We start from the raw sequence: 25,673 nt of genomic DNA, 5'->3' as shown, positions 1-25,673 counted from the left end.
GCCACCTTTATCCGCAAGCGACCGAAGTTCCTTCCCAAACTTACAGTTCTTTGGGTTTGCCCCAATGTTCAACCAACCAAGATTGAACGACATTCAATCTAAGAACGGCGCTGAATCTTCATGCGGTTGCCGTTTATCAAGGCATCGAAAAAGTTCTGCTTCGGGAGCGTTCTTCATGAATCAAGCATCGGCGCGAGCACCGGCGACCCATCCACCTTCGGCGGCGCTAAGGCGCGCGAAGCGGATCGGCTGGCTATGCCTGCCACCGTCGACGTTCATTGCGCTCATCGTGCTGTGGGCGGTTGCCATACCTGTATTCAAGATCCCGCCTTATCTGGTGCCTAGCCCGGCGGGGGTGTTCGCGCGCATCGTCACCGACTGGCGGGATATCTGGTCGAACTCGCTCATCACCATCGCGGAGATTTTGCTGGGCTTCGGCGTAACGGTGGTGACCGCCATCCCGCTTGGTCTTGCAATCGCGCTTTCGCGGGTTGCGCGGCAGATCGTGTATCCGCCGCTCATGTTTATGCAGCTGGTGCCGAAGATCGCGGTCGCGCCGCTCTTTCTCGTGTGGCTTGGATTCGGCATGGAGTCCAAGGTGCTCTTGACCGTGTTGATGACCTTTTTCCCGCTCTTGCTCGCGAGCATCAGCGGATTCCAGATTCTCGACACTCGCTTGCTGTATCTGACGAAGTCGATGGGCGCATCGTCCTGGCAGACCTTCCGCTTCCTTCGCCTTCCCGCGGCGCTGCCCGTGATTTTCTCGGGTATCAAGACTTCCGCCACGATCGCGTCCACCGCGGCAATCGTCGCCGAGTTCGTCGGCTCGAACAAAGGTCTGGGCTACGTGCTCCTGCGCGGGACCAGCACGATGGATGTCGAACTGACCTTCGCCGTCCTTGCCGTCCTCACGCTGATCGGCATTGCGATCAACTATGTCGTCGAATTCGCCGAATGGGCCATGACGCCGTGGCAACGTGCGAAGTTCAACTGAGGTCAACGCTCGCGCATTGGCCTGAGGCCAGTCGCCTACAACAAACGGACCGAGCGGGTCCAACTACACAGGGAGCGCGACTATGCGCAGCACCATCGGCAAACTGTCTTCGGCAATCTTGACTTGCGCGCTCGCGACGGGTCTATGCGGGACGGCCGTCGCCGACACCGAGGTTCCTTTCCAGCTGAACTGGACCGCAGGCGGCGCGAACGCCGGTTTTGCGGCAGCGGTGGCGGAAGGGTTCTATAAGCAGGTCGGGCTCGACGTGAAAGTGACCGAAGGCAACGGCTCCGGCAATACGGCGCAACTCGTCGCAAACGGGCGCGCTCAACTTGCCTATGCCGACGCTGTTGCCGTGAGCCAGCTGATTGCCAAGGGCGCGCCGATGCGAGTCATCGCCACGATCTATCAATCGAACCCGAACGAAGTGTCGGCATTGAAGAAGTCGGGCATCAAATCGATCAAGGATCTCGCCGGGCACAAAGTGGGCGTTCCTTCCGGCTCCTCGCAAACGACCATGCTTCCGCTTTTCCTGCAGGCAAATGGCCTCAAGGAGTCGGACGTGACGCTCATCAGCATGCCCGTGGCAAGCATGGTGCCCGCGCTGCTGCAAGGCCAGGTCGATGCGATCCTAGGTTCCATGGATTCCTACCAGTTGCAACTCGAAGCCCAGGGCGCCGAACTCGTGAATTTCCGGTTTGCGGATTATGGCGTTCCGACGGTGAGCACGTCGATTTTCGCATCCAACGAATATCTAAAGGCCAATCCGGATCTCGTGAAGAAGTTCGTTGCCGCGAGCCTGAAAGGATGGAGCTTCGCCATGGATAACCCGGCGAAGGCGGTAAAGGATCTCAAGACGGTGTTCCCCAACGTCAACGAGAAGCTCGCTACCGCCGAGTTGGCCGCCATCACGCCGTTGTTCTGCAGCGGCGGCGCCAAAAGCGTAGGCAAGGCCGAGGATGCGTCATGGACCAGGACGCAAGATCTGCTCGCACAGGTCAAATTGCTTCCCGCCGGACAGAATCCGAAAACGTACTACACGGACGACTTCTTGCCGCCGGCGAACCAGTTGCGCGCGTGCAAATGAGCCGTCCGTTCGGACAGACTTTTTCGCACGACGGATATCGAATCACGACTAACGAGAAACACATGGGATACCGCTACTCGGATCTTCACGTAGGCATGCAATTTCGCAGTCCCGGACGAACGATCACGGACGCGGACCTCGTCGGGTTCGCGGGACTGACGGGCGACTTTTCGGAGTTGCATACGAGTGATGTGTACGCCAGAGCCAGCCAGTTCGGGCGGCGCGTCGCGCACGGCATGCTTGGACTCGCGTACGCGCACGGCTTGATGTGGGCGCGCACCGGTGAGTTACGCGAGACCGCGATTGCCTTTCTCGGCATCAATGACTGGAAGTTCGTCGCGCCGCTGTTCATTGGCGACACGATGTTTGTCGACTACGCGATCAAAGAGCTGCGCGACAGCAAGTCGAAGCCCATGCAGGCCATCGCGCTCTTCGACGTGAAGATCGTGAATCAGGACGGCGAAGTCGTGCAGCACGGCACCAAGGCGCTTTTGTGCTCCAAGGTGCCGCTGGCCGCGGTCGAGAAGTCCGCCTGAATCAATGACATCGAGCCGATCATGCCTACTTCCGTACACGACGATATAACGCCGGCCGGTGTGCCGATCCGCATCGAGAGCGTTTCGAAGACTTTCGGCGAGGACACGGAGAAGCCGTTTCGCGCGCTGAAGCCAATCAACATGAACATCGAGGCGGGCGAGTTCGTGTCCGTCGTGGGACCGTCGGGCTGCGGCAAGAGCACACTCATGCTCATGGTCGCGGGTCTGCTTGCGCGCTCCGACGGGACGATCGTCGTGGGCGACCGGACTGTGGACCGGCCCGTGACGGATGTCGGCATCGCGTTTCAGGATCACCTGTTGCTCGACTTTCGCACGGCGATGGAAAACGTGCTCCTGCAGGCCGACATTCGCGGATTGCCCCGTGACAGGATCGAAGCGCGGGCGCGTGAGCTCTTCAACCAGTTGCGTTTGCAGCCTGCGGTCGACAAGTATCCCCGGCAGCTTTCCGGCGGCATGCGCCAGCGCGTGTCGCTAATTCGAACGCTGGTCCACGACCCTTCGCTCATTCTCATGGACGAGCCTTTCGGCGCGCTCGATGCGCTCACGCGTTTGCAGGTTCGCATGGATCTCGAAGCACTGTGGATGCGGCGCCGTCCCACTGTGCTGTTCATCACGCATAGCGTCGAAGAAGCCGTGGGACTGTCCGATCGCATCTTCGTCATGAGTCCGACACCGGGAGAAGTGGTGGACGAGATCGTCGTCGAGCTGCCGCGCCCTCGGCCGATCGTGCTCGGCGACGCTCCGGAGTTTGCGCGCTATGTCGACAGCATCTATGGCCACTTCGCACGCATGGGCGTGTTGCGCGGTATCGACGTTCCGCGTTCCCGCAGCGAGCAGACGTGAAGAACGGAGACCTTTTCATGGACAAATCCGGTTCGCCTCCCATCTCACACGCTGATGCCGCGAGCGAAGTCACCTTGTGGATAAACGGCCATGTCGCGGAGATCGGGCTCTCGAACGGTCCGCTCAATCTCGTCACGCGCGCTCTGCTGCGTTCGTTCAACAAGGCGATCGACGCACTGGAGGCGCAAGCCGATCTGCGGTGCGTCATCGTGCACGGCGGCTCGGCGCGGGCCTTTTGCGCCGGCAGCGATATCAAGGAGTTCGCGGAAATCTTCGCCGACGCGAGCGAGAAAAAGATTCTTTTCGAGGACATGGTGCTGCGGCGCCTCGCCCGACTGCCCGCGCCGACGATTGCCGCAATGGACGGCCCCGCGCTCGGCGGTGGCCTCGAACTCGCGCTCGCGTGCGACCTTCGCGTTTGTCGTGCCGAGGTGGTGCTTGGACTGACCGAGTCGCGTCTCGGCGGTCTGGCAGGTAATGGTTCGCTGCGGCTGACGCGGCTCATCGGCCCGGCTCGCGCGAAGGAGATGCTCTTCACCGGAAACACGATCAGCGCGCAACAGGCGCTGGCCTGGGGACTCGTCAACCGTATCGCGGAGACGGGCGCCGCACTCGAAACAGCACGCGCGCTGGCGCTCGAGATCTGCGCGCGCGGCCCACTGTCGAACCGCCTGGCCAAGCAACTCGTCGATGCCGCGCAGGATCAGCCGCTCGATGCCGCGTTGTCGCTTTCAACCGTCGTTCAGCAAAGGATCTTCGACAGCCACGACCTTCACGAAGGCGTCGCCGCGTTCTTTGCCAAACGAGAACCCGAGTTCCTCGCACGATGAAACCCGACAGCCAAACCACGCCGGATAGCCTTGCTGCCAGCGCGCCCACGCACGACATGCCCGGTGCGACCAGCGCCGCGCTGCTAGGCCATGGCATCGTTCTCGTGTGGAACGACATCGAATTCGAAGGACGCGAGCAGTTCTACGCGTGGCACGACAAGGAGCACATTCCCGAGCGGCTCGCCATTCCTGGCTTCAGGCGCGGCAGGCGTTTTCGCCGGGCAGGCCATTCGCCCGAGTGGTTGACCATGTACGAGGCGGCCGATCTCGACGTCATGGTTTCGCCCGCATACATGGCGCGCCTCAATGCGCCGACGCCCGCGACCACGAAGACGCTCACGTACTTTCGCAATACCTCGCGAGCAGTTTGTCAGCCCGTTTGCAGTATCGGCGAGAGCAGCGGCGGCTATTTGTTTGCCGTTCGTATCGACCGGACGGGCGCCGCGGACAACACGCCGGAAGCTTACCTGCGCGACGTGGCTTTTCCACAGGCGATGCGCGCGACCGGCGTGCTCGCGTGTCATCTCTTCGCGTCGGATCAGGCGAGCTTCTTCGACACCGAAGAGGCGCGCACGCGCGAGTTCGATGTTCCGGCGTGGATCGTTCTCGTCGAGGCATCGACGGAAGAGGCCGCAAGCGAGGTGCATGCCCTGATCGACGTTTCGCATTTGCGCGATGCAGGCTTGCACATCAGGCCCGACGCCGCTGTCTATGCACTTGAAATCTGCCGCCTTGGCGCTTCCTCGCACCAATCCTGAACTCAACCCGCTCAACCCGAACATGAAACTCGTCCGACACGGCCAGCCCGGCCAGGAACAACCCGGCATTCTCGATGGCGACGGTCGCGTGCGCGATCTCACTGGCCATTGCGATGACTTCAATCCCGCGTTCTTTGCAAGCGGCGGCATCGAGCGCTTGCGCGCAATCGATCCGCACACGCTGCCCCTCGTCGATGCGTCCGTGCGCCTCGGCCCTTGCGTGGCGCAGCCCGGCAATTTCATCGCGGTCGGCTTGAACTACGTTCAGCACGCAATCGAAACCCATGCCGATATCCCAAAGGACCCCATTCTCTTCAACAAGGCGCCGTCCTGCATCTGCGGACCCGATGACGACGTCATCCTGCCTAAAAATTCCGTCAAGTCGGACTGGGAAGTGGAGTTGGCGTTCGTCGTCGGCCAGGAAGCGTACTACGTGAGTGAAGCCGAAGCGCTGAGCCGTATCGCGGGTTACTTCATCTGCAACGACGTCTCGGAGCGCGAGTTTCAACTCGAACGCAGCGGTCAGTGGGTGAAGGGGAAAATGTCGCCGACCTTTGGCCCCATCGGTCCGTGGCTCGTTACCTCCGATGAGATCGAGGACGTGCAGAACCTCGGCTTGTGGCTCGAGCTCAACGGCGAGCGCATTCAGAACTCGAATACGAACGACATGATCTTCACGGTCGCGAAACTCGTGTCGGACATGAGCCAATACGTCCGTCTCATGCCCGGCGACATCGTGACGACAGGCACGCCGCCCGGCGTAGGCCTAGGCATGAAACCGCCGAAATACCTGAAGCCAGGCGATCGCATGCGGCTGGGTATCGAAGGCCTGGGCGTGCAAGCGCAGTGGGTCGTCGAATGGCGCGACCGATGACCGGCGCGACAGCCTGACGAGACCGATTTCCCATCCCGATTACGGAGCGATCAGCGAATCATGGAACGAATCACCGCGGACGAAGCGGCTCAACTCGTCGCCGATAACGATGCCATCCTGATCAGCGGTTCCGGCGGCGGGCATTCCGTGCCCGAGGCGCTTCTGGCTGCCGTCGAGCGCCGCTTCCTGGCGGAACGGAAGCCGCTTGGATTGACCTCGGTGAGCATCGTGGGTGTGGGCGACCGCGGTGAACTGGGCGCATCGCACCTCGCTCACGAAGGTTTGCTGCGACGGGCCATTACAAGCGCGCTCGTCGATTCGCCGGGACTCGTAAGACTCGCGGCGGAAGACAAGATCGAGGCTTACACATTCCCGCAGGGCGTGCTGTCGCAATTGATGCGCGAGATGGCGGGCGGCCGGCCGGGTCTCTTCACGAAGACGGGCTTATACACCTTCGTGGACCCGAGGCAGCAGGGTGCGCGGCAAAGCCCCTGCACGCCGCCCGCTTTCGTCGAAGTGACCGAGATTGCCGGCGAAGAGTGGCTGTTCTTCAAGCACATTCCGGTCGATGTCGCGTTCCTGCGGGGCACGACGTCCGACGAAGACGGCAACGTGACAATGGAGCAGGAAGCCGTATTCGGCGAGATGCTGGCAATGGCGCAAGCGACGCGGCGCGCGGGCGGCATCGTCGTGGTTCAGGTGAAGCGCATGGCGCGAAACGGTACGCTGCCCGCCAAGCACGTCAAGATTCCCGGCATTCTCGTCGATTTCGTCGTGGTGGAACCGGGACAGCGCCAGACCTACGCGACCGACTACGACCCGAGCTATTCCGGCGAGTTGCGTGTTCCTGTCGACCAGATCAGACCGCTGCCGTTCGGGCCGAGGAAGGTCATCGTCCGGCGCGCGGCAATGGAATTGTTCCCCGAGGCGATTTGCAACCTGGGTGCGGGCGTATCTACGGGGCTATCCACCGTTGCGGCCGAAGAGGGGCTGCTCGAAGCGGTGCATCTGACCAACGAGCAGGGACTGATCGGCGGCGCGCCCATTACTGGTCGCGATTCGGGCGGCGCCCAGAACTTCGCCGCGATGATCGAACAACCGTCGCAGTTCGACTTCTACGATGGCGGCGGCCTCGATCTCGCCTTCCTCTCGTTTGCCGAAGTGGACGCTCAGGGGAATGTGAACATCAGCCGGTTCGGCGACAAGATCATCGGTGTTGGCGGCTTCATCAACATCAGCCAGAACGCGAAATGCGTGATCTTCAGTGGAACGCTCACGGCGGGCGATCTCGACATTGGCTGGGAGAACGGGAAGACCGTCATTCGCAGGGAAGGGCGGCACATGAAGTTCGTGCCGAAACTCGAACAGGTTTGCTATAGCGCCCGGATTGGTCAGCAACGCAAGCAACTCACGCTTTTCGTCACCGAACGGGCCGTGTTTCGCGTCGGGCCGCAAGGGCTCGAGCTGATCGAGATCGCTCCGGGGCTGGATGCCGAACGCGATGTCGTCGCCCACATGGGTTTTCGGCCCGTGGTGTCGCCGCAGTTGCGTGAAATGGATGCCAGACTCTTCGAACCGGGCTTAATGAACCTGGCGCAAGACGTGCGCGCCAAGGCGCGTCGCCACCGTAGCCAGCGCGTGGCGCAATGGTACGAATCGCGCGGGAGAGGCTGAACATGGCGGACAGCATTCAGATCTCAGGTGCAACGCGTGTCTATGGCATCGTAGGCGATCCTGTCGTGCAGGTTCGATCTCCGGCGGTCTATACTGCGCGCTTCGCGCAGGAAGGCATCGATGCCGTGCTCGTCCCTCTGCACGTCCATGCAGATCGCTTCGACGACGCATTCCCCGCGCTGCTGGAGATTGCGAACCTCGATGGCTTGCTCATCACCGCACCGTTCAAGAAGCGCGCTTGCGCGTTTGCCCGACAACTCGGCGTAGCCGCGAAGACAGTCGGCGCGGTGAATGCGCTGCGGCGCGAGGCCGACGGTTCGTGGACCGGCGACATGTTCGACGGCGCCGGTTTCGTGCATGGCGTCGAGGCGCGGGGCTTGAGCGTCTCCGGCAGGCGCACACTGTTGTTCGGGGCGGGAGGCGCGGGCAGCGCGATTGCCGCAGCGCTTGCCGAAGCCGGCGTCGCTTCGATCTCCATTCTGGATATCGATGCCGAGCGCGCGGGTATCGTGGCAAGAAACTTGAGCGAAGCGTTTCCGCATACGCGAGCTGCTGGCGTATCGGACGCGCGCGGCGAGTTCGACCTGATCGTCAACGCATCGCCGGTTGGCATGTCCGCGGGCGACGGCTTGCCCGGCAACCTCGGCCCGCTGAAGAAAGACGTGCTCGTGGGCGATGTAGTTTTATCGGAAGAGCCGACGGCGCTCATCGCCCATGCGCAGCGATTCGGCTGTGCATGGGTCAACGGAAAGGACATGCATACCGGTCAGATCGAATCCATCACTTCGTTTTTTCTGACCGATAGATAGCATGTGTCGTCAGTGGCGCACGCGGCGAAATTTCAACCTCAACACGTCTGGATCGCTATGTCGCATGTTCCCGCTGAACGGTGTCTGGAAATCATCGCGCTCCTTGCCGAGGGCGCGAACACCTTGCCCCTCGGGGAAATCGCCGAGCGCCTGTCATTGCCGAAGAGCGGGGCACACCGGCTGCTTTCGACGCTCGTCGATCTTGGCTGGGTTGCCAAGGAGCCCGACACCGGCTTCTATCGGCTGACCATGCGCCTTGCGGTGATGGGGCAGCGGTTTTACGCGGCCACCGGCATTCCGAACATCTGTCAGCCGGTACTCGACAGGCTTGCGCACGAGACGCGAGAGTTCGTGCGTCTAGCCGTTGCGGACGGCGACACCCTCGTCTGGCTCGCGCAGGCGCAGGGCGCGACGGCAGGTCTCATCTACCAGCCACCCAGTTCCGCGACTGGGAGAGTCACGGTCTACTCGACGGCAACCGGCAAGGCATGGCTCGCTTCAATGCCTCGTGACCGGGCGATTCAAATCGTGGCCAGCATGGGCTTCGGAGAAGCCGACCGGCAAGGGCCCAATGTCGTGCGGTCTATCGAGGACCTTTTGAAGGAACTCGCGCTTACGGAAAAGCGTGGCTATGCGGTTGCGGTCAGCGAGGCCGAGCCTGGTGTTTCGGCTGTTGCTGTGCCGATAAGGGTGAACGGTCTTGGAACCGCGCTCGGCACGGTCAGCGTTGCGGGTCCAAGTGTTCGCATGACGGCCGAGCAGATCGAGGAAATCGCCCCGAAGTTGCAGAGCACGGCGTCCGAACTCGCAGAACTGTGGCCGTTGAGACCAAGCGGGACCGCGCTACGTGAGCGAACGACGATGGTGGCTTGAGAGGTCCGTGGGCGACTGTGGAAATCGGATGCATCGAAGAAGAATTTCACGCAGGCTATGTGACATACAAAGGATGGCGGAGAACGTAATCAGGGGATGAACGTTCGCCGATCTTGTGTTCTTCGACGATAAACCCTAAGGCCATCAAAAGGGGCGGGAGAAATACACAGGTGATTTCACCTTGTATGTAAGCCCAATGTGCGAGATAGCTTCCTTCGTCGCTAAAAATATTTCTGCACGAGGCGCACCTGGTAAAGCCGCCTTTGTATGGCAGGGCTTTGCGAATCGCCTCTTGTATCATGTCCAGTCTTTCTATCGACGCGCGCAAATCCTGCTCGGCCAGCCTGCGTTTATCGTCATCATGGGCCTGATCCAACGCGCACCATGCTAAAGACACGGTGATAAGGGCGTAAGATTCTTGCTTGCGGAGGCCTGCAGCCATCTCATGGGGTCCCGGTCCACTTTGCTTCGTCAGCGAGCGTAGCGCACGAATGGCTTCGTGCTGGCGTCCAGGCGTCTCGATAGTTGTTTATCTTATGTTACAGGAGTTTAAGTGGCGGCTGATGGGGGTCGCTGGGCGGGGTTTGTAGGAAGGCGCTGGATTAGCGCTTCGTGGAATTTTCGTTTCGACGTCCGGCTTGGATTTTGCGGTTCGTGTCGGGTGCGGGAAGGCCTTTAGCAAATGGTGACTGGGATCGATGTGAGCGCTGTAGCGGGTGGCGTTGGTGACTGGTCGAACTCGTAGCCGTGCGGGAACTTTGTAGGTTCAGGGAAAGTAAGTGTGGATTGGAAGTGTTGCGTCGTTTTGTGGTCGGCTTGATCTTATTAGACATAATGTAAATTAGCGCAGTTTCGCGTGTAGCGGCAGTATCCGAGTGTCGTGTTTGGGGATGCGGAGGAATTCTTGGACTGCCTCATATCGTCAGCCCGAGGCTCGCCCGGTATTCAATCGGAGTGAGTGCGCCAAGCGAGATCTCGATCCGCTTCTCGTGTACCAGCGAATGTACAAATCAACGGCCTCAATGAATTGACCGGTGCTGCGGTACAAGCAGGCGGCGCATAGCCTTCGCCCGACGCCCGGGCAAAGGCATAAGCGACCAATCTAACCCACCCCCTTAACCTCCATCAACCTCCCCCACTCATAATCGACTATATCCGGATGCATGGGAAACACGCCTGCACCCGGCGTGAAGGTCAACTCGCCGAAGAGGATTCGATCGTCCGGTGCGTAAAGATCTACGCGTACATATTCGAAGCCTTCCGCAAGGCTAACGGCGACCGAGATCAACTCGTCAAAGCACTGCGGTCGCGGTGCCGCAACCTCACTACGCGGATAGTGGCCGATCGCAATATCGAGCCGGTTCCAGTTCCCGTCATACATGTCGCCACGTGGATGCTCGCCAAACCGGTCCGAAATGAGCGCAATGTAAATCGTGGGCTGGCTGTCTCTTCCGTTAAAAAAGCAATGGATCTTGATGTCAGCAGGAACGGCACCGCTGGAATCGAGTAAAAGCTCTTCGAAGAAAATGCGCGGCTTGATGGTCCGATAGTGACGCTCCCGCGCTATGCGATAGAAGTCGGTGATCAGCCATTCGCGCGCAAGCGCGTCGAGCTCCTCGAAGGACGTCTCGGCCTTGTCGCGAACGAGCTTGACGAATCCACTACCGTGATTCGCCTTCATCACAAAGCTTATCGGCAGAGAATCGAACTCCTCGCGGGTGAACCTCTCTGGTGTGGCGATTATCTCGGTCAGGTATTGCTCACCGACCTTGCGCTGAACGTAGTCGCGCACGTTGAGCTTGTCCGCAAGGTCCGCATACCGGGGGTCCGGAAAAAGACACCGGTAAAGAATCTTCTCGTTGAACGTCTCGGGAGCGCGCACGTTGGGAAAACGTCCCACCTTGTGACGATGGTAGAGCATGAGATACGCGGTATCAGGGAGCCACCCCTTTGCACCGTTGAACAGTCTCCTCGGAAGCGAGTTCCCTCTCTCCTTAAGAATTTCTATTTAGCGCTTGCTGTGATTTATCCATTCGAGCCCACAAGTCACTGCGTCACCTTACTCGGTGACCTCGTCTTGTGAATGCACGATCATGCAAGGAAGAACTCTCGAAACTTTCGATTGGTTGACCACAGTATGAACAGCTCGAATGCTCGACGTTGTGCGCTAACCAACAGACGTACGATCTGCGTTTTTAAGCACGACGTCCGGTCATTCTTTACTGGAAACGATATACGCGGCAGGGCAAAACGCCCGAAACAATTTCACCTATTTTGAGGATTCCCTTGCAATTCGTTGGCGGCCATCGAAGTGTTAGGTACACCACAAAAATTGGGATTTCTACCTAGGACCATAAGGCCTTAAGCCTAAGAAAGTCTCCTCATTCGTTTCTCTAAACGAGGGAAAACCGTGAAAATTGCGATTGTCCATGATTGGCTCGTGGTGTCTGGAGGCGCGGAAAAAGTTCTGCAGCAAATTATCGAGTGCTTTCCAGGTGCCGAGATTTACACCATCGTTGACTTTCTTAAAGACCGCGCCTGCGTCAAGGATTGCAAAGTACACCCGTCCTTCATTCAAAAAATGCCCTTTGCAAAAAAGCGCTACAGGTCTTATCTGGCGCTAATGCCTATAGCAATCGAGCAGCTCGATCTTTCAAGCTACGATCTCATCATTTCCAGCTCTTACGCGGTTGCCAAGGGAGTAATTACCGGGCCGGATCAGCTTCATGTCAGCTATGTTCACTCGCCGGTTCGCTATGCCTGGGACCTGCAGCATCAATATCTCAACGAAGCAGGCCTGACCAAGGGGTTGAAGTCGGTCATGGCGCGGCTTTTGCTGCACTATATTCGCGTATGGGACGCACGCTCGACCAACGGCGTGGATTATCTGATCGCCAATTCGCACTTCATCGCGCGCCGTATCAGGAAGGCATACCAACGTGACTCGACTGTGATTTATCCTCCGGTCGATGTGCGTTCACTTCCCATGCGAACACAGAAAGACGACTTCTATTTGACCGCATCGCGACTTGTACCGTACAAGCGCATAGACCTTATCGTAAAGGCGTTTTCCCGCACGCCGGAGCGGCGTCTTGTCGTGATCGGGGACGGTCCTGACATGCATAAGATTCGTGCGTCCGCAGGTCCGAACGTCGAGATCCTCGGCTATCAGTCATTCGAAGTCTTGCGTGACCACATGCAGCGCGCGCGCGCTTTCGTGTATGCGGCCGAGGAGGACTTCGGCATATCGATCATAGAAGCCCAAGCATGCGGCACGCCGGTCGTCACGTTCGGCAAAGGCGGCGCACTGGAGACGGTGATCGGCCTGCCACGCGAACGCCCCACAGGCCTCTTCTTCAAGGAGCCAACGTGTGAGTCGCTTATCGATGCCATCGAGCGCTTTGAGCGCAACGCGCATCTGTTCGATCCGCGCGCATGCCGCGAGAATGCCGAAAGATTTTCGACCGAAAAATTCAAGGCGTCGTTCTCGGCGTTCATCGAAGTCAGGCTTGCTCGTTTCCGTGCCGAAAAAGAAGTGGCTCCTGTACCAAGTCGAAGCAATGTAGCGGTGACCGAGTCGCAAGTGTGACCGAACACCTCGGATGCGAAAAAAGGCGTTGCGAGTAATCAACCCGCAACGCCTTTATCTTTTAGCGATTACTTTGGCTCAACCGTGGGCCGACCGATGGCCTCGTAGACAAAGCCCAGCTCCGCCATATTCTCGGGATCGAACAAGTTGCGCCCATCGAAGATTAACGGCTTCTTCAAACCAGCATGCAGCGCTGCGATATCGGGGCTCTTGAACGCTTTCCATTCGGTGACGATTACAAGCGCGTCGGCGTCCTTCACACCTTCATACTGGTTGCTACAAAATTTAAGCCTTGCGCCGTACGAAGGGTCGTCTGCCAAGTCGAGCGCGAACACCCGTTGCGCCTCATCCGAAGAAACTGGATCGTATGCACGAACAGTCGCGCCTCGCTTGAGCAATTCGGCAATCAACCTGCGGCTCGGTGCTTCGCGCATGTCGTCGGTGTTTGGCTTGAAGGCCAGCCCCCAAACCGCAAGTGTTTTCCCCGTCAGATCCTCACCAAGCCGCGCGCAGACCTTGCTGACAAGCACGTCCTTTTGCGCATGGTTCACCGACTCCACCGAGTTCAGTATCTGCAGATCGCGGCCATACTCATGCGCTGTTTGAATCAATGCACGCACATCCTTAGGGAAACACGAGCCACCGTAGCCGCAACCTGCATAAAGAAAATCGTAGCCGATGCGCGGGTCCGATCCTATGCCACGCCGCACTGCCTCGATGTCCGCGCCCACCATGTCGGCGAGATTCGCCAACTCGTTCATGAACGAGATACGCGTCGCAAGCATTGCATTAGCAGCGTACTTCGTGAATTCGGCAGAGCGCACGTCCATATACATCGTACGTTCGTGGTTCCGATTGAATGGCGCATAAAGACGCGTGAGCATGGCGCGCGCGCGTTCGCCCGAGGTATCGGACGCGCAGCCAAGTACGATCCGGTCCGGGCGCATGAAGTCGACAACGGCTGCGCCTTCCTTCAGAAACTCAGGATTAGACACGACCGAGAATTGATGATTTACGCCCCTGGCATCAAGCGCTTTTCGCACGGTGTCGGTGACTCTATCTGCTGTGCCGACCGGAACAGTCGACTTGTCGACGATCGTCTTGAAACCTTGCGCGTACTTGCCAATCTGCTCGGCAGCCGCTAATACGTATTGAAGGTCTGCGGAACCATCTTCATCAGGTGGCGTACCTACGCAAATGAACTGTACGTCTCCGTGCTCTACCGCCTTGGCGACGCTCGTCGTGAAGCTGATTCGTCCTGCCTTCACGTTGCCCTGAATCAGCTCCTTGAGTCCTGGCTCGTGAATGGGAATGCCGCCCCGGTTAAGCAAATCAATTTTTTCTTGGTCGACATCCATGCAAAGAACGCTGTTGCCCACTTCGGCCAGGCATGCGCCTGTAACAAGGCCGACATAGCCCGTACCAACGACGGTTACTTTCATAAGCCCGCTCACAATAGAAAAGTTAAAAGGGACCGTCTAAGCGGCACGACGGTCAAAAGGCCTTACTAACCACTTCTTGAGACGTCGAGCATGAAATCGACGGTATGCTGGCTAAAGCGACCAATGAGCATGAGCCGACGCTGTGCTTCTTGACCGCCGTATGTTTTTGTTGCGACGATGATTACGGCCAGGCCGCTAGGCGGCTTTGCCTCATCGGCTGGAACACCACGCGTTTCGAAGTCGTCCGGCAATTCGACTCTCGTTGGCCACGCCCTCGCGAGTATCACGCGCTTTATTACCGATCCCGCTTCGTTCCGTATCTCGACCGGCATGGTTAGATCGTTGTCGGCGGTGTCCGTCGATGACGCAGCAAGATTGAGAATGAGCACACGGGCCATCGCAGCATCTCCTGTTCGGTGTCTGAAGCTCGTTGATGCACCTGCTCTTTTGCAAGCGACAAGCTCATTCTCTTTACGGGGTCGTGATCGTCGCTGGTAGCAAGCGATTGAACTCTGCCTTGATAAGACCGTAGCATTCGCAAGCACGCGCTTCGAGCGCCTTGCGATCAAGAACGCGAATGCAGCCGCGCGTCTGATACACGACGCCGTGCGAGTGCAATCTCCCGACTGCTTCGGTGACGCCTTCGCGACGCACCCCCAGCAAGTCGGCGATATGCTGCTGCGTGACGCGCAATTGATTCGATGAAGCCCGGTCGAGCCCGACCAGAAGCCATCGACAGAGTTGACTGCTTAGCGAGTGATACCGATTGCATGCCGCGTTCTGCGCGATCTGCGTGAAGAACGCATGGATATAAAGCATGGAAAGACGATCAAGGAGCCGCGAGCGCTGCAAGTGTTCGCGCAGCAGATGCGCGTCCATGCGGTACGCGGTGCCGCTGCATTCCACTGTGACCATCGTGGGCATGGTGTCGCCTTCCGTTAATACGGGCACGCCAACCATGCCTTCACGCCCTACCGTTGCAATCTCGACCGAGCAATTGCCGTCCAACGCATGTGACAGAGAGATGACCGCGGACGCCGGAAAGTACACATGAAGAAACGAGTCATGTGCATTGCAAAGCACCTGTCCCGCTCGCAACTCGATGATCTCGAGATCGGGCGCGAGCGCCTGCCATTCTTCCAGTGGCAACGCTCGCAACAAGTGATTTCCGTGCAGATCCGATTGAAGATTCAGCATAAACTCGCTCTCGTTTTTTTGGGGCGCGTAACAACACGCGCTCTAGAAGGTGAATCAGCTATTCGTTCGAATCTCGTAGCTTTCCGCTAGCGGGCACGGTGGAGGGGTTTGCACCCATCGGATGTCGATTCTTCCGGTCTTGGCGGAATTTCGACAACCTTTCCGATCGCTGCTCCAACTTGCTGAAAAGCGACATGAGAACGACCAAAAAAACAAATGTGCACAACACCCAGACAACTGAAGCCGCACGAGCGATGAGAGCGAAGAATGCGCGCGCTCGGTCGATGATCCACATAGACGACTCCGTGAACGAAGGTTCGTAGTCCAAATCCCTTCAAGTCGAGATTGGCCAACCGCGTGCCTCTGTAGGGAGACCGTCGGCATCTCGTACTTGCGGGACGGCGGACACACGGTGGAGCGTTCGCACCGACGCGTTGTCCAATAGGGCTGTTGACTTTCCGCATGATCGTCCTTAGACGAGCGGCGCCCTACTTTGCTCTAAAGATGTTGTCGAATGCTGCGTATCAGTCGAATGCACCTCCAGAGAACAGGTCCTAGGCCTACTAACTATCGTAGATTGCTTACGAGGTTCAATGTGGTCTAGGGCACGAAAGTCCAAAGCGCTCGAAATTTCAATGCTCACATTCCATCAAAACGAAAAAAGTCTTGTTCAACCAATGAGGAGTACGATAAAACGCGTGCCAGCTGCAAAGTGCTTTATGCGATCAAGTACTCAGGTATTAGGTGCCCAGTTAGCTGGCGGAAATCGAGTCTGCTTACAACAAAAAACAACAAATACGCTCTGCCGCATTCATCAGACTAATTGGCCGACGTGCTTGATCGAGCTACATGCTTTCCATCTGATGAATTACGCGCAAACCTTTGCGCGAAAACGTTAGTTGGGACCACCAATTTTAAGATGTCAAGCACATGTAAGGATGAAGCCGATTTTATCAGGGGATTTCGCCAAGCGTAAAGGTAAAGCGCGGAGTCATTAAAGAGTGAACGTACGATCTAAAAAGCGGCAACGTTTTTCAATTTTGAAACAAAACGATTCTTAGTGCTTGCTTTTTTGTACGGCATGTACGTCAGTGTTTTCCCGCACAGAGCCAAATATAGCGGCAAGAAAAACTTCCTGTGTGTCTTCATCACACCAATGCGCGTGCACCACTGACGTCGACTGCACGTGTCGCTGGGCTGGGCTCCTCCATCTCGGACTATTTTGTCCGGGACTCGCCTTCCTCGTCGTTGAGCAATGGGTATCTTCCTCGGAGAGCTTTCCATGAAAGCAGTGCAATTTGCGCTGGAGCGAATTAGGAAGTCGATTAACACCGCTGATGCCTTGAACATGCGGTCGTCCGCCGTTCTCGTATCGGACTTACGGCTTTTAATTGAAGTAGCTGAGACGGCCGAATTGGAACGTCTGACAAATGCAGGTTCACAAATTCCCGTGGCCGAACGATAAGCCTGCGTACCACACCGTAGCCGGTACGCACCGGAATAATTCGCAGTATTTACGGGGGGTCCATGGGGTTTACCATTAATGGCAAATTTGCATCTCAACGCATCACAGGCGTGCAACGCGTTGCATTTGAATTGACGCGGGCGTTGCAGGCGCAGGCTTCGACTCCGAGCGATCTGCCGCTCGTGGTGCCACCCGACGCTAAAGACCTTGGACTAGCCAGCCGCAAGGGGCGTTTGCCGCAGCTGCTAAAGGGAAACCTGTGGGAGCAAGTCGTTTTACCGCTCGAGTCGGCACAGGACACACTGATCAGCTTGTGCAATACCGGGCCGTTGCTCAAACGTCGCCAACTGGTGATGATTCACGATATGGCGGTTTATGACGTCCCTCAAGCATTCTCGAAGAAGTTTTCTTTTTGGTACCGATTCAAGTTTTCAGTTCTCGCTAAGCAGACCAGACTGATTCTCACCGTATCGGACTTCTCGAAACGGCGCATTTGCCACCATCTAGGCTTAGCGGAATCGCATGTCGAGGTCATTCGTCCCGGCGCGGATCACATGGATCGCATAGAGCCTGATCCGGCTATTCTCACTCGTCTATCACTTGAGAAAGGGAAATTCTGCGTTCTAGTCGGGAGCCTGGATCCTCGCAAGAATCTGCAGCGCGTGCTCGATGCTACGAAGCTGCTCGAAAAAAAATCCGATATCAAGTTCGTCGTGGCGGGAGGAGCAAATCCGCGTGTTTTCGCCGCACAGGACGTGCAGCGCGTCGCGCAATCAGATAAGGTGACTTGGGCAGGTTTTGTATCGGACGGCGAATTGAAGGCGCTGTATGGAAGCGCTGCCTGCCTCGTTTTCCCATCTCTGTACGAGGGTTACGGACTTCCGCCGCTAGAGGCCATGCGCTGCGGGTGTCCGGTCATTACGTCTTCGGAAGCTTCGCTTCCCGAGGTCTGTGGCGACGCGGCCATGTACTGTGATCCGCTTTCAGCCACTGATATTGCTGCGAAGATCGAAGTGATGACCACACAACACGATGTCCGCGAGTGGCATCGTCAACGCGGATACGCGCGAGCCAACCAGTTCAGGTGGGACCGCGCTGCGTATGCGCTTGCGCAAATTCTCTATGGCGAACGCCACGAAAGTGCGCTTTACTTAAAGACGCAACCTACCAAGGATTAAATAAATACCGTAGTATTACAGATGACTTGCGGAACGCTTCCTGGATCAGCGATAACACCAACTACTGCGGATGCCGTGAAAATACTCATCGCGAACACTTTGTATCATCCGGATTCCGTCGGCGGGGCAGAGATATCGACGCGACTCCTTGCAGAGGGTCTCGTCAAGGCCGGAATGGAAGTGTGCGTAGTTTGCGCTACAGGCGCCGGCGTGGATCGGATCAGCAGACTTAACGGCGTAAAGGTCTACCATCTTCGCTCGGTCAATGTTTATTGGCCACACAAACCGAAGAAGCATTCGTCTGTCGTCAAGCTCATCTGGCACGCCATCGATCTGCACAACGTGATCATGTCGCGCAAGCTCAAAAATATCATTGCGCGGGAAAAGCCCGACATAGTCAACACGAGCAACCTTTCCTGCCTCTCAATTGACATCTGGCGCGTGGCCCGTAATGCCAACGTGCCTATAGTGCATACGGCTCGCGACTACTATCTCATGTGCCCGACGTCCACCATGTTTTCCGGTGCGAAGCCTTGTGAGCGTCAATGCGGCATGTGCTCGTTGTATGCGGGACCGAAGCGTGCCGCATCCGCGAGTGTGGACGTGGCTGTCGGCGTAAGCAGATTTGTCTTGCAGAAGCACGTCGATAATGGCTTCTTCCCAAGCGCAATGCGCACCGAGGTCATCAGCAATTGTTATGTTCCGCTGGACGATGCTGTTCCCATGAAGCGCGCTTCAAAGTACGAAAGCGGCCCTGTACGGCTTGGCGTGCTCGGACGCGTTTCGCCGGAAAAAGGACTTGAGGTTTTGTTCGAGCAGCTTCTTGCGGATCATTCGCTCGAATGGACGCTTGCCATCGGTGGTAAGGGCGATGCGGAATATCTCGGGGAGCTGAAAGAGAACTATGCCGACCCGCGCGTCGAATTCCTGGGGCAAGTGAAGCCTGGCGAATTTCTGGAAGCTATCGACATTCTCATCGTGCCATCGAAATGGAATGAGCCCTTTGGACGCGTGACGGTCGAAGCTTACTCACACGGCGTGCCGGTCGTGGCTGCAAACACAGGTGGAATTCCGGAAGTAATCGAGCCGGGCTCCAACCTTCTCTTCGATATGGAGCAGCCGCACACGCTTATAGACAAACTCCGCGATGCCGTGAAGCTCTTGCAGGACACGTCATTGCACGACCGCTTGCGCCAATACGCCGAAGGTTTTAGCGTTGCCGCGATGGTCGATGCCTATATCGACGTCTATCAAACTGCGTTGACTAAGCCCGTTCTCAAGAACGTCGCTTAAAGCAACCCCATCGCGCAATCTATCTCGCCGAGGCGGCGCCTGCCGCTTCATTCGGGAACGCCTTGCTTCAAAAAGAACGGAACTCGCTGCATATAGAGCGTTGTCGCCATGGCGATCGCGACGTATGCCTGCACCGTGAGAAGCGCTGTTGCGGCGCCTAGTTCCGCAAAGAAAGTGGATAGAACGGTCAGAAGCGCAACGTTAAGAACCGCCGCGCCCAAAAGCACGCGCCCAAACTGCGACTTCATTCCAAGGGGCAGCATGGTCTGCACGCCAAAAACATCTGCGATACCTGACAGGAACGGCACGAACGCCATGAGACGCAATACGTCGACTGTAGGCTGATAGTGCGGACCGTAAAGCAATTTCACCGCCAACGGCGCGGCTGTAAAGATGGTCAAAGAGATCAACGCAACAACCGTCCCTTGGAACGCTAGCATTTTTCTCAAGAAGGAAAAAGCCGCATCGCGCGAATGATGCATGAGATAGCTGATGCGCGGATAAGCGGCGGTTTTGAGCGGGCTCATGATGCCTATGGCGGCGCGGATCAGCTTATCGCCCGCAGCGAAGTAGCCGGCGGCAACGTTCCCGGAGATAAGGGCTAGCAGCACCGTGTTGCTCGACGCGCTGTATTCATTGATGGCCGTCGCGAGGAAGACGCTCCAGCCGTCCTTGAGGGACTTTGCAATCGAATCCAGCGATACGGAAACAAAGTCGAGCTCACGACGAAAGTAAAGGTACGTCATGATGGTCAGACCCGACATCAAAGGTACGAGCGAATTGACGCCCATTGCCCAGTAGATGTCGTCTCGACTGTGCACGAGCAAGTACATCGCGGGAACGCTCAGCACGCGACTCGCAAAGACAATGGCGCCGGTGATGCGCAAGTCTTCGATACCCTGGAAATACCACGTCGGTGTGAGCATCGCGCCAACGGCAAGGCCAAAGCCTAGAAGGAGAAGTTCGCGATCTTGTGCAAGGCGGTCAAACACGAAAGACAGGGTCAGCAAGATGGTAAAGCCGCCAATCGTGACCACACCCTGCGCGCAAAGCGTCGACCAGAAGACTCGAGAGCGCTCTTCGCGATTGGCGCGGTTGACGGAGATTTGCGGTGTAGCAGTTAAGCCAAAGCCGTAGTTCGTCAAGACAATAAAATAATTAATGAAGGCCAGCGCAAACGCGAGGCGCCCGTACCCCTCCGGTGTAAGCACGCGGGTGAGCAGGGGAAGCGTGAGCAGTGGAACCGCGTAGGTCGATACCTGAAGAAGCAACAAAACCGCAAAATTCTTCCGGAACGAAGAAGCCATATATGTACTCGAGCGTGAAGGGTTTTACGTGTCGCATTCCAGTCACGGGCGAGCACACGCGATGAGTGCGGCAAACAGCGACAGACACAGCCGCGCTAAGCAGCGCTCGAAAGATCGCATGAAAGACCATTAAGTCCTTCAAACTATCGCACTGCGTCATTTGCAAAGGTGCGCTTAGCCGGTTAAGAACACAAGTTCGAAAAATTCAAGCCCTACTAAGCGGGCTTACGGGCGGGGCTGCAGCGGTATAAATTCGTTCGTGTCGAAAGCTCGGTGAAAAGACTTTGTCGTGTGCGAGACCGTACGATCAGAACGGCATCGAATGCAGTAGAACTTCATATCAACACGTCAATTCCTCGGCTACGCGAACGTTCGAAGTCGCCACCCGCCCGAAGCAGGCTGATCGAGCCCTTGGCTCGTCCGACCCGCCCTTGCCTGAATCTCTTCCGACACGAAAAAGCGCACCAAGATCGCGCTTCGACGGACCCGCATTACTTAGGCAAACTACGTTATGGAGCGCTGATGTCGTATCTTAAACTTGATCGTCGCACTTTCCTGGGCGCCTCTGCGTCCGCACTACTAGTGGCTCCCTTTCCACAAAACGCGCTGGCTACCACGACATACGTACGCCTCGAATGGGAGCAATTCAAGCTGACGCCACAATATGGATCGTTCATCAACGCTCTGCAGACAATGATGGCAAACAAGACGGCCAGCAGTCCCAATTCCTGGCTGTACTGGGCGAACGTGCATGCTAATTACTGTCCGCATAAGATGCCATATTTTTTGGCTTGGCATCGCGGATATCTTTATTACCTGGAGAAGCAGTTGCGGATCGTGTCCGGTGACAACGCTCTGACGCTGCCGTACTGGGATTGGTTTCACACACCAAGCATCCCACCAGAATTCACCGATTCAGCTAGCGGCAACCCGCTTTTCTGCCCGCGGCTAAACAACAATGTGTACTCGTCGCTGGACCTGTCGCCATTCGCCGCTACGACCGTGAATTTTCAGCGCGGAACTGCTAACTCCTTCGAGGAAAAATTCGAAACCGCGCCGCACAATCCGGTGCACAACCTGATTGGCAACGTCATGGCAACAATGCAATCGCCGCGCGATCCTATCTTTTACCTGCATCATGCAAACGTGGATCGCCTCTGGCATGCATGGGCTTTGCCTGATGGCAGAACCATGCCTGTTCCGACTGCAGCTTACTGGGCAGGCACGTTCACCTATGCAACGGGATTAACCATCAAAAAGTCCGACTGTTATTCGAACCGTCGCACGCTTGGCTACGATTACGCCAACACCAATCGCCCTACCGCGCTTCCGCCGCAAGCAAATGCAGCGCACATTATTCGCGTCCAGGCGCAAATCACACCGCTTCGCTCGCGCCCGGCACTCGTGAGCCTTGCCGCCACACCCGCACGCACGCTTGCCACCGGACGACGCGCGATAGGCGGCGTGAAAGGCTTGGCACTACGAGAAGCATCGGTCAGCGTTCGCGTAACGACGGAAGCGAGTTCGACGCAAGACCTTCAGGATTTACTATCCGCAACGTCGATTGCCTCGTCCACGGACGCTAAAAGCTCATCGGCAACGCAGGCGCTAGCCGTCCCTGCAAATCGTTATCGGTCGGTCAAGATTGTCTTCGACGGACTCGCCTTGACGCGCGCAGGCGCTGCTGGCGGATACTTCTATAACGTCTATCTCAACTTGCCAGATAAGGTCGACGCCGAAACCGCCAAATCCACCTATTTTATTGGCACGCTCGGTCCATTCGAGATAGCCGGGGCTGCGCATCACGGCGACGTCGAGCTTGAATTTCCCGCAACCGAGGCGCTTGCCAAGATGGGCGCTGGCGCGACCCGAGAGTATGTCGTTTCCTTGGTGCGCGTGAACGGGTCCGAGACGGCAAAAGGCGAGGTCATGACAGTAGGCGAAGTTCGCGTCGAATTAACCAACGACGCGCCGTTTATCGTTCAGCCCGCAGTCTCGCGCAAACCGGGCGATGCATATTAAATGCTTATGAGGCGTCGTGTTTATCATTCTATTTTTTTAGATGAAGACGCCTCACTTATCCCTTTTTGGGCCGGTTCAGAACCGCCTGGCATGCGTTTGCCGTATGCGCGCAAATTTTGTCAATGCAACTTGCACGAAGCGCGCTTCCGTACGTGTGTGAGGAGGACCACATTTCCAAAAAACTCTCCCAAGGTAAATTGGGTTCAGCCTCTTCAAAGGCACGATAGGCGTTAAAGCCTGACTCTGATGTGACATTTAGAGTTCTTTATTTCGAAGGTCACTAATTTGAAAGAAAGATCGTCTAAGACGCGGCGACCAACCAAGGTCAAACGTGTCTTCGTTTGCGCGGTTCCACCGTGCTTAGCCTCGTCTTGCGATTGATCGCCGCTCACGCGTAGCGCGTTTGTGATAGTGCGGCCCGGTTTTAACCGGGCATTCGTAAGCTTTCTATCCTGTTCCACGCTCCGGGAAATACACGTGAAAGACTCCGTCGCCACACATATGCCTGATTTTAGCCACGAGCGCGGCCAGTTATCTGTGCGCGCCATGTTGGCTCTCATGAGAGATCATTACAAGGAAATTCTCCTGGTGGCGCTTGGCGTCACATTGATCGCGGTCGCGTATGCATTTCTCGCCACGCCTCAATATCAGGGCGATGCGGTGGTCAGAGTCGATCCAACGGAGCCCAATGCGCTTGGCATCGCCCTGCAGAATCAGGATGCGCAAGTATTGATGAACCCGTCTCCTGGCGCCGAAATGGCGGTTATGACGAGCCGATCCGTGCTTCAGCCGGTCATCGAAAAATATCGATTTGATGTCGCCGTGATTCCGAAGCAGATCCCTATTATCGGGTCGCTCGCAAATAAATTGGCTACGCCGGGAAGGCCCGCGTCTCCTTGGCTTGGGCTCAGCTCATTCGCGTGGGGTGGCGAGCAACTGCAGGTCGCTTCGTTCGACGTGCCGCATGAACTGGAAGAAGAGAAATTCACTTTGACGGCAGGTGCTGATGGGCATTATCAGCTTTCGGGTCCCTCCGGCGAATTGCTCATTGCGGGCGTCGCTGGCAAGCCGGCCAGCGCCAACGGTGTATCGCTCGATATCAAGAAGATCGTCGCTCGCCCGGGTACCGACTTCACTTTGATCCGCTATAACTCGCGCGATGCCGTAGCGCGTTTCACCGACCTGCTGCAAGTGCAGGACATGGCGAAAGACACGGGCGTCATCGAATTTACATTCCTCGACAGCAATCCTTGGAAAGCGGCTCAAGTGACGAACTCACTTGTCGATCAGTACATTGCCACCGCGGTAGCCGCGAAGCAACGCTCGGACAGCGCCACGTTGGAGTTCATCAATCAGGAATTGCCGAGATTGAAGGCGGATCTCAAGCGCTCGGAACTGGCGCTCAACGAATACCGTTCCAAAGCCAAGGCATTGCAACCGACCGCAGAGTCGCAAGCGTATCTTCAAGGTGGCATCGAACTGCAAAAGCAATATGCAGCTTTGCAGATGGAGAGGACTCAGCTTCTGAATCGCTTCCAGCCGAGCAGCCGCTGGATAGTGAATATCGACGATCAACTCAACGATCTCAAGCGTGCAATGTCGACGCTGGACACGCGCTTCTCCGAGATGCCGTCCTCCGAGCGCCAGAGCCTCGATCTTGAACGTGACGCCAAAGTTGCCGAAACGATTTACCTTGGAATGGTGCAGAAGTCGGAACAGCTCTCCGTGCGGCGTGCGAGCTCGACAGGTGGCGCGCATATTGTCGACTACGCCATCACGCCTTTGCATCAGGTCAAACCTAATCGACTTCTCGTGATTGGTGGCGGTGTGTTTGTCGGGCTCATCTTTGGCGTGTTCTCGGTCTTCATCCGCAAGCACGTCATGACTGGCGTGACTGACCCGTCATACATCGAAGAGCTTAGCGTACCGCTCATCGGTGCTGTCTATTTCAGCCAGCATCAGATGATGTATTCGAAGAGCGCTGCCCAACGGCTCGCCTTGCCTTCCGGCTCATCGAGAATTCCGGGCAAGCGTTCAACTGGCATTGCGGCGCCCTACCGGTCCAAACGTAGAAGCGCTGATCCGTTCCGTGACGATCATCTGGCGTTGCTTGCCGCGCAATACCCGCAAGACCCGGCGGTCGAAGCGATCAGAGAGGTGTGCTCGCCCCTACTCAATGACCTCAGTCATATCCCAAACAAAGTCATCTGTCTGACCGGACCGACACCAGGCGCTGGCAAGAGCTTTATCGCGGCTAATCTCGCGGCAGTGCTTGCGGAGATCGGTCATCGCGTGCTTCTCATCGATGGCGACATGCGTCGTGGACGTCTTGCATCGCTATTCGGTCAAGGCAACGCTGGCGGCCTACATGAAGTACTGCGCGGCGATCGTGATCTACACTCGGTCGTACGTTCTGTAGGCGTGGATGGCCTTTCATTCATGTCATGCGGATCGCGCGGCGCAAATCCGGCCATGCTCTTGATGAAGACATCGTTCGATGATGTATTGAGGGACTTGAGACCGCTCTTTGACGTGATCGTCATCGACACGCCGCCGATGCTCGCGGTGGGCGACGCTTCTATCGTTGCAACCAAGGCCGACGCCACTTTACTCGTGCTGCGTTCGGGCTTGCAGAGTGAGAAAGAAATTTCGGAGACGGTCAAGAAGCTTGAGAGATCCGACGCGCGCGTGCTCGGCGCGGTCTTCAACGCTATTCCGATACGCCGTAGCGACAAGAGCTATAGCTACATCATGGCGGACACCGCAGCGGCGGCACAACCGGGCTAAGCAACGAAGCACATCGCGTTTCTTCTTGCAGCGAATGCTAGCCGCCTTGGCGACTAGTATTCGTCGCCGCCTTGCGCGGCTTGCCCGCGGCATT

The 25,673-nt window shown here is 57.2% G+C and carries 22 protein-coding genes and 1 pseudogene; 16 read left to right on the top strand and 7 right to left on the bottom strand.

Features of this window, described 5'->3' with window-relative positions:
* The first annotated feature begins 175 nt into the window (after nt 1-175).
* The 10 genes from NCT03_RS31410 (at nt 176) to NCT03_RS31365 (ending at nt 9,299) form a co-directional block, all read left to right on the top strand.
* A complete protein-coding gene (locus NCT03_RS31410) occupies nt 176-994 on the top strand; it encodes an ABC transporter permease (protein ID WP_244831403.1) in 819 nt (272 codons plus the stop codon).
* Between the two features lie 82 nt (nt 995-1,076).
* Complete coding sequence (locus NCT03_RS31405) at nt 1,077-2,081, top strand: ABC transporter substrate-binding protein (protein ID WP_244831402.1); 1,005 nt, start codon at nt 1,077-1,079, stop codon at nt 2,079-2,081.
* 62 nt (nt 2,082-2,143) lie between these two features.
* A complete protein-coding gene (locus NCT03_RS31400; protein ID WP_250495284.1) occupies nt 2,144-2,617 on the top strand; it encodes a MaoC/PaaZ C-terminal domain-containing protein in 474 nt (157 codons plus the stop codon).
* Nucleotides 2,618-2,638: 21 nt separating this feature from the next.
* A complete protein-coding gene (locus tag NCT03_RS31395; RefSeq protein ID WP_250469898.1) occupies nt 2,639-3,481 on the top strand; it encodes an ABC transporter ATP-binding protein in 843 nt (280 codons plus the stop codon).
* 17 nt (nt 3,482-3,498) lie between these two features.
* A complete protein-coding gene (locus tag NCT03_RS31390; protein ID WP_250495283.1) occupies nt 3,499-4,311 on the top strand; it encodes an enoyl-CoA hydratase/isomerase family protein in 813 nt (270 codons plus the stop codon).
* The gene (locus tag NCT03_RS31385) at nt 4,308-5,069 is read left to right on the top strand and encodes a hypothetical protein (RefSeq protein ID WP_250495282.1); all 762 of its coding nucleotides are present in this window, start codon (nt 4,308-4,310) and stop codon (nt 5,067-5,069) included. The genes NCT03_RS31390 and NCT03_RS31385 overlap by 4 nt, the downstream gene beginning before the upstream one ends.
* 22 nt (nt 5,070-5,091) lie before the next feature.
* The gene (locus tag NCT03_RS31380) at nt 5,092-5,943 is read left to right on the top strand and encodes a fumarylacetoacetate hydrolase family protein (RefSeq protein ID WP_250495281.1); all 852 of its coding nucleotides are present in this window, start codon (nt 5,092-5,094) and stop codon (nt 5,941-5,943) included.
* A gap of 60 nt (nt 5,944-6,003) precedes the next feature.
* Nucleotides 6,004-7,617 carry an acyl CoA:acetate/3-ketoacid CoA transferase gene (locus NCT03_RS31375; RefSeq protein WP_250495280.1) on the top strand — a complete coding sequence of 538 codons (1,614 nt, stop codon included), beginning with the start codon at nt 6,004-6,006 and terminating at the stop codon, nt 7,615-7,617.
* Nucleotides 7,618-7,619: 2 nt separating this feature from the next.
* The gene (locus tag NCT03_RS31370) at nt 7,620-8,426 is read left to right on the top strand and encodes a shikimate dehydrogenase family protein (RefSeq protein ID WP_250495279.1); all 807 of its coding nucleotides are present in this window, start codon (nt 7,620-7,622) and stop codon (nt 8,424-8,426) included.
* A 57-nt stretch (nt 8,427-8,483) separates the two neighbouring features.
* Nucleotides 8,484-9,299, top strand: coding sequence for an IclR family transcriptional regulator (locus NCT03_RS31365; RefSeq protein WP_250495278.1), 816 nt, complete (start codon nt 8,484-8,486; stop codon nt 9,297-9,299).
* Nucleotides 9,300-9,354: 55 nt separating this feature from the next.
* Here the strand turns inward: NCT03_RS31365 and NCT03_RS31360 are convergent, their stop codons facing one another.
* From NCT03_RS31360 to NCT03_RS31350, 3 genes and pseudogenes are all read right to left on the bottom strand, one after another.
* On the bottom strand, nt 9,355-9,741 hold the full coding sequence (locus tag NCT03_RS31360) for a hypothetical protein (RefSeq protein ID WP_250495277.1): 387 nt from the start codon (nt 9,739-9,741) through the stop codon (nt 9,355-9,357).
* Between the two features lie 472 nt (nt 9,742-10,213).
* Nucleotides 10,214-10,332 (bottom strand): annotated as a pseudogene (locus NCT03_RS31355) (IS3 family transposase); the annotation flags it as partial.
* Between the two features lie 69 nt (nt 10,333-10,401).
* Nucleotides 10,402-11,220: an ATP-grasp fold amidoligase family protein gene (locus NCT03_RS31350; protein ID WP_502800448.1), complete on the bottom strand. Its 819-nt coding sequence runs from the start codon at nt 11,218-11,220 to the stop codon at nt 10,402-10,404.
* A gap of 489 nt (nt 11,221-11,709) precedes the next feature.
* On the opposite strand from NCT03_RS31350, the gene NCT03_RS31345 reads away from it, so the two are divergent.
* Complete coding sequence (locus NCT03_RS31345) at nt 11,710-12,888, top strand: glycosyltransferase family 4 protein (RefSeq protein WP_250468031.1); 1,179 nt, start codon at nt 11,710-11,712, stop codon at nt 12,886-12,888.
* A 68-nt stretch (nt 12,889-12,956) separates the two neighbouring features.
* On the opposite strand, the gene NCT03_RS31340 is transcribed toward NCT03_RS31345, so the two are convergent.
* The 3 genes from NCT03_RS31340 to NCT03_RS31330 all read right to left on the bottom strand — a co-directional run bounded on the left by NCT03_RS31340 (nt 12,957) and on the right by NCT03_RS31330 (nt 15,527).
* Nucleotides 12,957-14,330, bottom strand: coding sequence for a UDP-glucose dehydrogenase family protein (locus tag NCT03_RS31340; protein ID WP_250495276.1), 1,374 nt, complete (start codon nt 14,328-14,330; stop codon nt 12,957-12,959).
* Between the two features lie 65 nt (nt 14,331-14,395).
* Entirely contained in the window at nt 14,396-14,728 is a 333-nt protein-coding gene (locus tag NCT03_RS31335) for a hypothetical protein (RefSeq protein WP_250468029.1), read from the bottom strand.
* A gap of 73 nt (nt 14,729-14,801) precedes the next feature.
* Complete coding sequence (locus NCT03_RS31330; protein ID WP_244831387.1) at nt 14,802-15,527, bottom strand: Crp/Fnr family transcriptional regulator; 726 nt, start codon at nt 15,525-15,527, stop codon at nt 14,802-14,804.
* Nucleotides 15,528-16,809: 1,282 nt separating this feature from the next.
* Between NCT03_RS31330 and NCT03_RS31325 the strand changes: the two genes are divergently transcribed.
* The 3 genes from NCT03_RS31325 to NCT03_RS31315 all read left to right on the top strand — a co-directional run bounded on the left by NCT03_RS31325 (nt 16,810) and on the right by NCT03_RS31315 (nt 19,463).
* Nucleotides 16,810-16,992, top strand: a complete 183-nt coding sequence (locus tag NCT03_RS31325; RefSeq protein ID WP_250495275.1) for a hypothetical protein — start codon at nt 16,810-16,812, stop codon at nt 16,990-16,992.
* A 62-nt stretch (nt 16,993-17,054) separates the two neighbouring features.
* Complete coding sequence (locus NCT03_RS31320; protein WP_250495274.1) at nt 17,055-18,170, top strand: glycosyltransferase family 4 protein; 1,116 nt, start codon at nt 17,055-17,057, stop codon at nt 18,168-18,170.
* Between the two features lie 75 nt (nt 18,171-18,245).
* The gene (locus tag NCT03_RS31315; RefSeq protein ID WP_250495273.1) at nt 18,246-19,463 is read left to right on the top strand and encodes a glycosyltransferase family 4 protein; all 1,218 of its coding nucleotides are present in this window, start codon (nt 18,246-18,248) and stop codon (nt 19,461-19,463) included.
* Nucleotides 19,464-19,510: 47 nt separating this feature from the next.
* On the opposite strand, the gene NCT03_RS31310 is transcribed toward NCT03_RS31315, so the two are convergent.
* Nucleotides 19,511-20,770, bottom strand: a complete 1,260-nt coding sequence (locus tag NCT03_RS31310; protein ID WP_250468026.1) for an oligosaccharide flippase family protein — start codon at nt 20,768-20,770, stop codon at nt 19,511-19,513.
* Between the two features lie 522 nt (nt 20,771-21,292).
* Here NCT03_RS31310 and NCT03_RS31305 point away from each other — a divergent pair.
* Together NCT03_RS31305 and NCT03_RS31300 are read left to right on the top strand one after the other, a co-directional pair.
* Nucleotides 21,293-22,792, top strand: coding sequence for a tyrosinase family protein (locus NCT03_RS31305; protein ID WP_250495272.1), 1,500 nt, complete (start codon nt 21,293-21,295; stop codon nt 22,790-22,792).
* 501 nt (nt 22,793-23,293) lie between these two features.
* Complete coding sequence (locus NCT03_RS31300; RefSeq protein WP_284503547.1) at nt 23,294-25,579, top strand: polysaccharide biosynthesis tyrosine autokinase; 2,286 nt, start codon at nt 23,294-23,296, stop codon at nt 25,577-25,579.
* Nucleotides 25,580-25,673 lie beyond the last annotated feature (94 nt).

Origin of the sequence: Caballeronia sp. GAWG1-1, assembly GCF_023631465.1 — a bacterium.
Classification (GTDB): domain Bacteria; phylum Pseudomonadota; class Gammaproteobacteria; order Burkholderiales; family Burkholderiaceae; genus Caballeronia.
The sequence above is the reverse complement of the archived record's forward strand: the minus strand, read 5'-3'. Positions and strand labels throughout refer to the sequence as shown.